This window comes from Pseudomonas neuropathica (assembly GCF_051174785.1).
Taxonomy (GTDB): Bacteria; Pseudomonadota; Gammaproteobacteria; order Pseudomonadales; family Pseudomonadaceae; genus Aquipseudomonas; species Aquipseudomonas neuropathica_A.
Genome location: NZ_CP195111.1, coordinates 6,331,178 through 6,341,583, shown reverse-complemented (window position 1 = coordinate 6,341,583; position 10,406 = coordinate 6,331,178). Strand labels below are relative to the sequence as shown.

Annotated in this window: 9 protein-coding genes and 1 pseudogene; 2 read left to right on the top strand and 8 right to left on the bottom strand. The window is 57.6% G+C overall.

Annotation, left to right across the window (positions count from 1 at the left end; all coding sequences use genetic code 11):
* Positions 1–135 precede the first annotated feature (135 nt).
* The 7 genes and pseudogenes from ACRRSD_RS28440 to ACRRSD_RS28410 all read right to left on the bottom strand — a co-directional run bounded on the left by ACRRSD_RS28440 (position 136) and on the right by ACRRSD_RS28410 (position 6,370).
* Entirely contained in the window at positions 136–558 is a 423-nt protein-coding gene (locus ACRRSD_RS28440; protein ID WP_435036523.1) for an AprI/Inh family metalloprotease inhibitor, read from the bottom strand.
* A gap of 93 nt (positions 559–651) precedes the next feature.
* Positions 652–2,097, bottom strand: coding sequence for a serralysin family metalloprotease (locus ACRRSD_RS28435; protein ID WP_435036522.1), 1,446 nt, complete (start codon positions 2,095–2,097; stop codon positions 652–654).
* Between the two features lie 352 nt (positions 2,098–2,449).
* Positions 2,450–2,539 (bottom strand): annotated as a pseudogene (locus ACRRSD_RS28430) (metal ABC transporter ATP-binding protein); the annotation flags it as partial.
* Between the two features lie 25 nt (positions 2,540–2,564).
* Positions 2,565–3,650 carry a polyamine ABC transporter substrate-binding protein gene (locus tag ACRRSD_RS28425; protein ID WP_435036521.1) on the bottom strand — a complete coding sequence of 362 codons (1,086 nt, stop codon included), beginning with the start codon at positions 3,648–3,650 and terminating at the stop codon, positions 2,565–2,567.
* A 58-nt stretch (positions 3,651–3,708) separates the two neighbouring features.
* Positions 3,709–4,053, bottom strand: coding sequence for a cupin domain-containing protein (locus ACRRSD_RS28420; protein ID WP_093431317.1), 345 nt, complete (start codon positions 4,051–4,053; stop codon positions 3,709–3,711).
* Positions 4,054–4,095: 42 nt separating this feature from the next.
* Positions 4,096–5,502, bottom strand: coding sequence for an NAD(P)/FAD-dependent oxidoreductase (locus ACRRSD_RS28415; RefSeq protein ID WP_435036520.1), 1,407 nt, complete (start codon positions 5,500–5,502; stop codon positions 4,096–4,098).
* Between the two features lie 52 nt (positions 5,503–5,554).
* Complete coding sequence (locus ACRRSD_RS28410) at positions 5,555–6,370, bottom strand: helix-turn-helix domain-containing protein (protein ID WP_435036519.1); 816 nt, start codon at positions 6,368–6,370, stop codon at positions 5,555–5,557.
* A gap of 263 nt (positions 6,371–6,633) precedes the next feature.
* Between ACRRSD_RS28410 and ACRRSD_RS28405 the strand changes: the two genes are divergently transcribed.
* Positions 6,634–6,906 (top strand): DUF1652 domain-containing protein, encoded by a 273-nt coding sequence (locus tag ACRRSD_RS28405; RefSeq protein WP_034154176.1) that lies wholly within the window; start codon positions 6,634–6,636, stop codon positions 6,904–6,906.
* A gap of 49 nt (positions 6,907–6,955) precedes the next feature.
* On the opposite strand, the gene ACRRSD_RS28400 is transcribed toward ACRRSD_RS28405, so the two are convergent.
* On the bottom strand, positions 6,956–9,430 hold the full coding sequence (locus ACRRSD_RS28400; RefSeq protein WP_435036518.1) for a UvrD-helicase domain-containing protein: 2,475 nt from the start codon (positions 9,428–9,430) through the stop codon (positions 6,956–6,958).
* 276 nt (positions 9,431–9,706) lie between these two features.
* On the opposite strand from ACRRSD_RS28400, the gene ACRRSD_RS28395 reads away from it, so the two are divergent.
* Positions 9,707–10,402 carry a pirin family protein gene (locus ACRRSD_RS28395; protein WP_435036517.1) on the top strand — a complete coding sequence of 232 codons (696 nt, stop codon included), beginning with the start codon at positions 9,707–9,709 and terminating at the stop codon, positions 10,400–10,402.
* The last annotated feature ends 4 nt before the right edge of the window (positions 10,403–10,406 follow it).

The following is a 10,406-nucleotide window of genomic DNA, read 5'->3' as shown; positions in this document are numbered from 1 at the left end:
ATGACTTGCAAGTACCCGCTTACACTTTCATAACAACTTGCGTAATTAATTGCGGTGCAGTTGTCAGTCCGCGCTGCTTATAACCGTAGCGTGGCGCTTTATATTAAAACTTTGTCGTGTTCCGGATAATCAAGGTTATTGCGCCATGCGCTCAAGGGTAATCACCAGGCCAGAATTCAAAGTAGTCTGATAAAACCCGTCACGTTGTCGACTGAAAAACTGGATTCTTGAACCTTCCTTGCCGGTGATCGACAGGCCGTCCGGATCGGGAAACCAGCCGATCGGGGTTGCTTCAAGCCATGCACCCAGGCAGTCGGCGCCTTGGCCCAGGGTTTGGTTTTGAGCCAGATCCACGAGGCAAGTGTTCGAAGGCTTGTCCTGCTGCTTTTGCGCTTTTGGATCTTCGCCTTGAGTCGACAAAGTTGCCTGCCACTGACCGGCAAAAACCGATGGATCTTCGAGTCTGAGGCTGCTTGCCATGCTGGTTTCTCCTGAAATCATGATGAGCGCCGCCGAGAGCCACGCCATTGCCTTGTAGGTAAAAGCTTTACAGATCATGGGAATATTCGCTCCGGCGTGTAGCCTTGCTTACAGAGCAACAGGATGCAAGTGGAGAAAGCGGCGCATCACACGCCGCTTTCCATTTCTACATCACGCCACGATGTCGCTGGTGGCTGCCTGGCCAACGGTGCTGACCTGGAAGTCCGCCACGCCGTGCCCGGAGAAGTCCACCGACAACAAGCTGTTGCCGCCCGACGAGGTCAGAATGGCATCGCCGGCGGAACCGGTGAAGCTGCTGACGAAGTGCAGGCCTGCGCCGTTGGTGATACCGGTCAGGTCGATTTTGTCCAGACCACTGACGAAATCGAGGATCTGATCGATCGCACCCGGCTTGGAGTCGGAGCTGGCAGCGAACACAAACGTGTCCGAACCGGCACCGCCCCACAGCTTGTCAGCACCACCGCCACCCCAGAGAATGTCGTTACCGGCACCGCCCTTGAGTTCGTTGGCCACGCTGTTGCCGATCAGCAGATCGCTGCCGGAACCGCCAATGGCGTTCTCGATAATCGCGCCCTTGGCGATGGACACGTTGCCCACCAGGCCGCCAACGTCGGAGAACGAGGCGTCATTGAGGTTGATCTTCTGGTTTTGGGTGAAACCCGAGAAGTCCAGAGTGTCCTTGCCGCCCGCGTCCCACACCGAGAACACCACTTTGTCACTCGACGACGAAGCGCTGAGGAAGTCGCGACCGGTGTTGGAGTTGAAGCCGTAGGTGGTGTCACCGGTACGGGTGGTGGTGTTGGCACCGTAGAGTTTCTGGATGGCAGCGATATCGTCCATCAGCGGGCCGGACGAATACGCTTCGACTCCGCCCTTGCTGAAGTTTTGATTGGTGTTGCTTTCGCTCCAGTAGCTCATGACGCTGTAGCCGCGGGTATCTTGCCCGTAGGACGCGTCGTTGTAGGTCGGGTTGCCATTACCGGCGTTGTAGTCGCCAGGGTGAGCGAGACCCAGGCTGTGGCCGATTTCGTGAGTCAGGGTCTGACGACCGTAGTTGTTCAGATCCGGATTCTTGTTTTGCGTGTAGCCACTGTTGATCAGGTACCAAGAGGTGCCGTCATAACCGGCGCCGGTGCCTGGCAGATAAGCGAACGCTGCAGCGCCATCCTGGCCACCACTGTAGTTACCGAAGGTCATGTGGCCGTCACCGCCCGAGGCTTTCTCGGTAAAGGTCACATTGGCCACGTCAGCCCAGGATTGCATGGCGAGCTTGGCCTGGGATTGTTGTTGCGCACTGAACTGACTGAACCCAGTGATCCCGTGCTTGTTCATCGTGCTGGACGATGCCGAAGTCAGGAACGTATAGGTGAGTTCGATCTTGCCGCTGCCGTCCTTGTCCTGGTAGGCAGCGCCGTCGCGCAGCAACTGGGTTGCAGCCTGGTCGACGGAGAAGGAGGGTTTGCCATTGACCGTGAGGTTGCCGCCACGATCGTACTGATGGCTGAAGCTATTGATCTGGTTATACGCCGAGCTGAAGGCAGACAGCTGAAAAGCCTGTTCTGCGGTATCAATAGCATTCGCTTTAACTTTCGACATAAACACACTTCCTTGTTTAGCAATGGAACAGTTTTTGTCCGACAGGACTCTCTCTGGCGAGATCGTCCTATCACTCGCCCAATGAAGGCGTAAGAAACCTGACACAATTTGAAATCTGCCGTAAAGGATTTTTTTTAGATCAAATCGAGCTGTTTCATAAAACTGCCGTAAATAAAGCGTGCGGGGATGAAAGAATGTTTTAGTTGCGCGGCTTTTGCCTAATTGTCTGACGATTTTCTATTTAAATATTAAATATGAGTAAGTTGTTTTTTGTTAGGCACGTCTCACTTTGCCGCACTTTATTAGTGCGATGCCAGTGTATTGATATCAACCCTTTAAACGCTGAAAGACACTGTGGGGGCGAGCCTGCTCGCGAAAGTGGTCGGTCATTCAACATCAATGTTGTCTGAGCGAACGCCTTCGCGAGCAGGCTCGCTCCCACAGGGGATTTTGGTCTGCCTGAGTGATCAGCTACCGGTGCGAATCTTGTTCCACACCCGCGTGCGGATCCGGTCAATGTTCAACGGCATCGCCTCCAGCGCAAACAGCTTGCCCATCATTTCCGGGCTCGGGTAAACCTTGGTGTCGTTCTTGATCGCCGGATCGATCAGGCCGTCCGCCTGTTCGTTGCCATTGGCGTAATGCACGTAGTTGGTAATCCCGGCCATGACGTCGGGGCGCAGTAGGTAGTTCATGAACGCATAACCGGCCTTCTCGTCCGGGGCGTCGGCGGGCATGGCGACCATGTCGAACCAGATCGCCGCGCCTTCCTTGGGAATCGCGTAACCGATGTCGACGCCGTTTTTCGCTTCCTTGGCGCGGTTCTCGGCTTGCAGGATGTCGCCGGAGAAACCGACCGCCACGCAAATGTCGCCATTGGCCAGGTCGCTGGTGTATTTCGAGGAGTGGAAGTAGCTGACATACGGCCGCACTTTCATCAGCAGCGCTTCGGCTTTTTTATAGTCCTCGGGATTTTTGCTGTGGTGTGGCAGACCCAGGTAGTTGAGCGCCGCCGGCAGTAATTCCGGGCCGTTGTCGAGGATCGCTACGCCGCACTTCTGCAGCTTTTCCATGTATTCGGGCTTGAAGATCAGGTCCCAGGAATCCACCGGCGCGTTGTCGCCCAGCACGGCTTTGACCTTGGCGATGTTGTAGCCGATACCGGTGCTGCCCCACAGGTACGGAAAGCCGTGTTCATTGTTCGGGTCGTTGGTCTGCAGCGCTTTGAGCAGCACAGGATTGAGGTTCTTCCAGTTCGGCAACTGACTCTTGTCGAGTTTCTTCAGCGCCCCGCCCTGAATCTGCCGGGCCATGAAGTGGTTGGACGGAAACACCACGTCATAACCGGATTTGCCGGTCATCAACTTGCCGTCGAGGGTTTCATTGCTGTCGTAGACGTCATAGGTAACACCCACGCCAGTCTCTTTCTGGAAGTTCTTGGTGGTGTCCGGCGCGATGTAGTCGGACCAGTTGTAAACCTTGACCGTTTCCGCTGCCTGAGCAAGGGAAACGGCGAGCATCAGCGGTGCCAGAGCGAGGGTCTTGCGGATCATGGATCGATTCCTGTGTGGGTTTTCTTTTTTGTTGGCAGGCAATCAAAGGATCAAACAATCAGAAAATCAGCACGTAGCTCTTGCGCACGGTTTCCTGGATATCCCAGATACCGAGCGTGTTGGCCGGCAACATCAGTGCGTCGCCACCTTGTATGTGCAGGGTTTCGCCGCCACCGTCGGGGGTGAACGTGCAGCGCCCGGAAATGAAATGGCAGAACTCTTGCGCGGTGATCTGCCGGCGCCAGCGCCCGGGCGTGCATTCCCAGACGCCGGTTTCGACGCCGTCATCGCGCTCGACGCTGGTGGTCGAAGCAATGGCGACCGGTTCGCCGAGCGGCACGGCCACCGGATTGGACTCGTCGAGTTGCAATGTCGCGGTGTTTTTGAACTGGGTAATGCTCATGGTCTGACCTGTTTTTTGGGCTTTCTTGAAGTAAATCGGCGTTTAGTGCATGAAACCTTCCATGAAGCCGGCGACCTGGCTGGCGAGTTTGCGCCGCCATGGCGCGGTCGCCGGGTTGGCCAGGGTCTGGTCTTCGTGGACAAAGCTTTTGATGATTGCGTTGTAACCGAGCCAGCGGCACGGCTCCGGCTCCCAGGCGCGCAGTGCATGAATGCCGCCTTCCGGCAGCACCCATGGCTGGCGAACCAGTTCGCTGTCGCGCTCAAGAATCAGGTCGGCCAGGGTGCGACCGCCGAGATTGCTCGCACCGACGCCCTCCCCGCCGTAACCGCCGGACAGCGCGATGCCATTGGTGCGATCGCAGAGCATGTGCGGCTTGAAGTGCCGCGACATGCCAAGGTTGCCGCCCCAGGCGTGGGTGATCTGCACGTTTTTCAGTTGCGGGAACAGTTCGCCGAACAGATAACGGCGCAATTCAACTTCATCGCGGGTCAGATCGAAGTTGTGGCGCAGCTTGCTGGCGAACTGGTAACCGCCACGAGCTCCGAAGATCAGCCGGTTGTCGGCACTGCGCTGGCCGTAAGTGACCTGGCGGCTGAACTCGCTGAATGCCTGACCACGGCTGAGGCCGATTTCGTCCCAGGTCGCGGCAGACAAGGGCTCGGTGGCGACGATCAGACTCTGCACCGGCAATTGATAACGGCCCAACGGCGGCAAAGTCACCGAATAACCTTCGACGGCCGGCACGATCCAGCGACTGCGCACGCTGGCTTTGGCGGTGCGCAAGCTGCCCGACTGCCAGTGCGTGACCGGGCTGTTTTCGTAGATTTTCACGCCCATGTTCTGCACGGTGCGCGCCAGACCGCGCACCAGTTTTGCCGGGTGGATGGTCGCCACGTGTGGCGCGTAAATTCCGCCATAAGGCTTGGCCACACGGATCTGCTGTGCCAGTTGTTCGGGGCTGAGCCAGCGGTAATCGTTATCGGTCAGGCCTTGGGCATGCAGTTTGGCCAGATATTCACGCAGGCTGGCTTCCTGCTCCGGGTAGCGCGCCGCGCAATACAGCACGCCGCCCTTGCGGTAATCGCAGTCGATACCTTCGCGTTCGAGGACGATCTCCACTTCATCGGGAATGCTGTGCAGCAGGTCGAAGGACGCGCGGCGCTGCTCTGGCGACAGCCCCGCCAGCAAACGATCCTCGCCGAGCAGGTTGCCCATCAGCCAGCCGCCATTGCGCCCGGAAGCACCGAAACCGGCGGTCTGTGCTTCGACAATCGCGATGTCGAGGCCGGGCGCCAGTTTCTTCAGGTAGTACGCGGTCCACAGTCCGGTGTAGCCCGCGCCGATGATCGCCACGTCGACGTCCAGATCTCGCTCAAGCCCGGGCCGCGCGGTCAGCGGCTCATCGAGTTGATCCATCCACAAACTGATAGTGCGCCACGCCGGCATGCAAGACTCCGCCACTGAAAACCTTCGATGGCGTCGATCCTAGTGGCTGTGCTCAGTCGATGTCTTGCGCGCGTGCCCGCAAAGAAATTTGTTTGGCGTAGGCCTTGGGCGACTGGCCGGTGTGCTGGCGGAAACAGCTGTAGAACGCCGACAACGAATTGAAACCGGCGGCGAAGGCCAGCTCATCGATGCGCAGCGGCGGCGTGGCGTTATCCAGCGAGCGCAGCAGATGTTGCAGGCGCGCCTGATTGACGTAGCGATAGAAGCTTTGCCCGAGCACCTGATTGAGCAGATAGGAAATCTGATTGCGGCTGTACCCGCACTCCTTCGCCACCCGTTGCAGGTCGAGTTCAGGGTCGAGATACGGCTGCTGTTTTTCGAAGTACTGCTGCAGGTCTTCAGCCATGAAGCTTAACTGGCGCGGCGACAGGCCCAAGCGGCTGACCGCCGGGCGCTGGCCTGAAGAGGTTGGGCCATGAGTTTGCGTGCGCACCAACGAAGCGTATTCGTTGACGCGCCAGATCAGCCCGTCTTTGACCGTGATCGCCTCGCTGGAGCGAAACGACACCAGCCCGTCGCCGCCACGCAAAGTCACTTCGTATTGAATGAACGCGGTGTTGCCGTCGACGCGAATGCGATCGCAATGCTCAAGCAGTTCGTCGGATTCACGCGGCATGCTGACGCGCACGTACTCGCGCAACTCGTCGAGGCCGAGCACGCGGTTCTGGAAGAAATCGTTGTACTGGATGTCCGGGTGATACAGCGCCATGACGCTGTCGAGGTCGCGGTGCTTCCAGCTCAGGTGATAGCGCATGACCGTGGCCGCCGTGGCCTGGGTCTGTTCTGGGCCGTCATCGTCGGCGTGCATAAAGGGCTCGGCGCAAAAGAGCCGAGCTTGCCCAAGTTCGGCACGGCCTTCAATAACTAATCAGTAGTGGCACTTTGGCGACGATTGCGTAGGCCGTGACTTACATCAAAAAATGCGAAGCAATCGCAAAATGAACTGAAAAATCTCACAGGAATTTCACATGCAGATGCTACTTTTAACGTCAGTCACCGGTTGAGCCAATGAAGGCTCTTCCCACCTAACATGAGCAAACGGAAGCGCTCGATGAAGAAGGCGGGCAACACATGAATAAAGGGTCAAGCAAAGTCACCTTTCCCAACGCATGCCAGTTGATGCGCTGGCATTTTCATCCCATGGGTTTCGAGGCGACGATGGACGCGCCGGGCAGCATGATCGCCCGTCTGTTCGATCGTGCCAGTGGCGAAACGATGATCGCCATTGCTGGCATCCCGTGTGCGACGGTGATGAATGCGGCGGATGTCGAACGAATCATCGAGGCTGTGGAGGACGAGCTGGAAGCGTTCATACCTCCAGAGTCTCTCAGGAGCTACGCATAAGCTTTTGATTTAGAACAAAAAGCCCACATCTCTGTGGGCTTTTTTGTGCCTATGCGGTTTGTTTGGTGACACGGTGATCAACGAAAAACGGCTTGCCCTTGGCCACTCGGTCGGACGCCCTAGGCATGTTCACCGCTTGCGCCTCCTGCGGTTCGACATACCAGTAGCAATGGCTGACTGCCCGGGTGATACCGACGTAGGCCAGGCGCAGGATCTCGTCCTTTTGCGCGCTGTCATACGGCTCGCTGTCGCCCGACTTGCCCAAACCTGCCATGCGGTAGACCTGGTTCTTGTAGGGCGAACTGGTCAGGTGCTGACAGTCACCGAGCAAAAACACCGCATCCGCCTGCAAGCCCTTGGCGCTGTGGTAGGTCAGTTGTTTCAGGCGCCGCGCTTCGTACGGCAAGCTCGAATCAACATTAACTACTGACTGAATATGCTGTTCAATCAATAACTTATCGCTGCTTTTTCGATAAAGCATCAAGATCGAATGACCTTGACGGTAGTGCTCGGCGAGGCGCTGTCCCAGAGCCTGATCGTCGCGCTCCAGCACGTTGACCGGTTGCAACGGCTTGGGCGCACCGCTGGCCTTGGCTTTTTTGCCCGGGATCGCTGGCGCGGCGCGAACGATGTGTTCAGCCGCATCAATGATGTGTTGATGGCTTCGATAGTTGTCACTGAGCATCACCCGCGTGGTGCTCGGCGACGGGAATTCCTTGTCGAACGCCATGAAGTAACTCGGCGAACTGCCGCGCCAGCCGTAAATCGACTGCCAGTCATCACCTACGCACAACAACGATGAACGCTGCGCGCCCCGCCCGACATGCATGGCTGGGCCACGGCTGCGGATTTCCGTGAGGCTGGCGCGAATCCACGAAACGATCTGCGGCGATACGTCCTGAAACTCATCAATCATCAGGTGCGACAGCGGCCTGAGCAACTCATCGCTCAGCAGCTTGAGGTTTTCCGGCGAGTGCTCGCTGAACAGCGCGAACATGCGGTTGTAGGTCATGATCGGCGGTTTCTGATCGAGCAGATGATCTTCAAATGCCCGCCAGAACAGACTCAGGGCCTCAAAGAAGAAACGGTCCGGGTCGTCCTTGGCAAAGCTCATGCGAGCGACCGCGTCTGGCACATCCAGGCCCAGGTTCTCGATAAAGCCTGCCGCCGCCACGAAACAGTCAAGCAACGGCGCGGAAGCCAGTTCACCTTTGACCTTGTAATCAAAGCCCGGCCCGGCGCTGGCATCACCCGCCAATGTTGCCAGAACGCGCTTCGATGACTCGTAACTATCCAGCCAAATCAAAGGCTTACGACAGAAAGCTTGAAACAGGGTGCGCTTCACAGCCCACTCGGCGCGCACACTGAGCTTGGCGTTTGGCCGGCTGGTTTGCGGGTTTTCCCTCGGATCGAAGCCGAGCACCACCCACGCATCCAGGCTTGGAATGTAGCCATGGCAATGGAATTTTGCGCCATTGATGTCGAAACTCTGCCGGTTCGGCTCAATACCCTTGATCGGCCATGCACCGGCGCGGAACCACAGATCTTCGATGGCATCGCACAGCTCTTCGTCGCGCCGGGAGGCCAGTTCCGTCACCGCTACGCGCTTCTGCACGTCGGGGTGATCACGCTCCAGTTCCTTGAGTTGCAAACCCGCTCGGGACAACGGCTGAATCAATTGGCGGAAACGTTCGTCGTCATTGAACAAGCGGTGATAACAGGCGTTGAGTTGCTGGCGTTGTGCATCGTTGATGCGCAGGTCGAACGGGTTACTGTCGACCTCCTGCTCATCACCTTGTGCGCGGTGACTGAGATTTTCAAAGGCCTGAAGACGTTCGAAACCCGGCAAGCTGCGCACCATCGGCAAAATGCGCGAGTGGAAGGTACGCACCAGATCGCGTGCCTGGCGCAGGTTCAGCGCCTGCCCCCAGAGCGCGAACAGCTCAATCAGTTTATTGATGAAATCCTTGCGCGACTCGCGGGTGAAGGTCACCACGGTCATCGAGTCCAGCTCAAAACCCAGATAGTGGTTGAGCAAGAGGATGCGCAGCACCAGCGTGGTGGATTTGCCCGCGCCTGCGCCAGCTATCACTGAGGTTGACGGGGTTTCGCTGAAAATCATCTTCCACTGCGCGGCGCTCGGCTGAGCGTGCTCCGGCAGCAAACGGGCGACATCCGCCTTCATGCGCTTTTTCAGCTCGGCCGTCAGCGGCAAGCGCCAATCGTCAAACAGATGGTTATCGACGCTGGGCGGTCGGTGTTCAGTGTTACGACTGTCACGGATCAGCAGCACCTGACGGCCTTCTTCCAGCCCCTCAAGCTTGCCTTCCTTAAAGCCATATTCGACGCCAGCGGTATGCCCGCTGCGAAAGCCATCGGCCTGACCGTGCAACCACGATGCACGGTGCTGCGCACGCAGCCGGGTCAAACCGTGGCCGAAGAAGCGCGCTGCCAGACGTTTGAACCAGGGCATCTCGGCCAAAGGGCGAAGTTCAGGGGGAAGATCGGGTGTGTGTTGCGCCACGCTGATGGCTCCAGTGTGCAAGGCTGTTGCGACTATGGTGTCTGCATTTGCCGCGCAGTTCTAGCGAAATGCTTACAGGTCATTGGTTTAGGCGATGAAGTGAAGGTTGGATGAGATACTTTCGAGCCTTTCCTTATCAGTTTTTTCGATGGTAATGCCGCACTTTTTACGCTTTTTATCGATAGTTAACTGATAGATGATCGCTGTCATAAACCACCGGTGTCGCGTCGGGTGCAACTCATCGCACTCCATGACGAACCTTTTGAGGAGACGATCATGCTTGAACTCAGACCCTTCAGCTCGCTGGGCGGTGCCCATCACGGCTGGCTGGATGCCCATCATCACTTTTCGTTCGCCGAGTACTACGACCCGCAGCGCATGAACTGGGGCAACTTGCGGGTGTGGAACGATGACGTGATCGCGGCGGGAACTGGCTTTCCGCAGCACCCACACCGCGACATGGAAATCATCACCTATGTCCGTGAAGGCGCGATTACTCACCAGGATAATCTCGGCAACAAGGGCCGCACCGAGGCTGGCGACGTCCAGGTGATGAGCGCGGGCACCGGCATCGCTCACAGCGAATACAACCTGGAAGCGAAAGACACCAAGATCTTCCAGATCTGGATTCTGCCGTCGGAAACCGGCGCACCGCCATCGTGGGGCGCAAAGCCGTTCCCCAAAGGGCAGCGTGAAGGCTTTGTCACCCTGGCCAGCGGCAAGCATGGCGATGATCAAAGCCTGCGGATTCGCGCCGATGCCAGGTTGGTCGCGGCCAATCTCAAGGCAGGGGAAACTGCGGAATATCATCTGGATGAAGGCCGTCGCGCGTATCTGGTACCGGCCACCGGCGTGATTGAAGTCAACGGTTTGCGTGCACAAGCCCGTGACGGTGTGGCAGTGGCGCATGAGCGAGTGTTGAGCGTTACGGCCATTGAAGACAGCGAAATCGTCCTGGTAGATCTGGCTTGATGGC

What these genes read in the sequence shown, in the direction of transcription:
- ACRRSD_RS28420 (WP_093431317.1), bottom strand. Translation starts at nt 4,053, where the DNA reads ATGAGCATTACCCAGTTCAAAAACACCGCGACATTGCAACTCGACGAG.
- ACRRSD_RS28395 (WP_435036517.1), top strand. Translation starts at nt 9,707, where the DNA reads ATGCTTGAACTCAGACCCTTCAGCTCGCTGGGCGGTGCCCATCACGGC.
- ACRRSD_RS28435 (WP_435036522.1), bottom strand. Translation starts at nt 2,097, where the DNA reads ATGTCGAAAGTTAAAGCGAATGCTATTGATACCGCAGAACAGGCTTTT.
- ACRRSD_RS28415 (WP_435036520.1), bottom strand. Translation starts at nt 5,502, where the DNA reads ATGCCGGCGTGGCGCACTATCAGTTTGTGGATGGATCAACTCGATGAG.
- ACRRSD_RS28405 (WP_034154176.1), top strand. Translation starts at nt 6,634, where the DNA reads ATGAATAAAGGGTCAAGCAAAGTCACCTTTCCCAACGCATGCCAGTTG.
- ACRRSD_RS28440 (WP_435036523.1), bottom strand. Translation starts at nt 558, where the DNA reads ATGATCTGTAAAGCTTTTACCTACAAGGCAATGGCGTGGCTCTCGGCG.
- ACRRSD_RS28425 (WP_435036521.1), bottom strand. Translation starts at nt 3,650, where the DNA reads ATGATCCGCAAGACCCTCGCTCTGGCACCGCTGATGCTCGCCGTTTCC.
- ACRRSD_RS28410 (WP_435036519.1), bottom strand. Translation starts at nt 6,370, where the DNA reads ATGCACGCCGACGATGACGGCCCAGAACAGACCCAGGCCACGGCGGCC.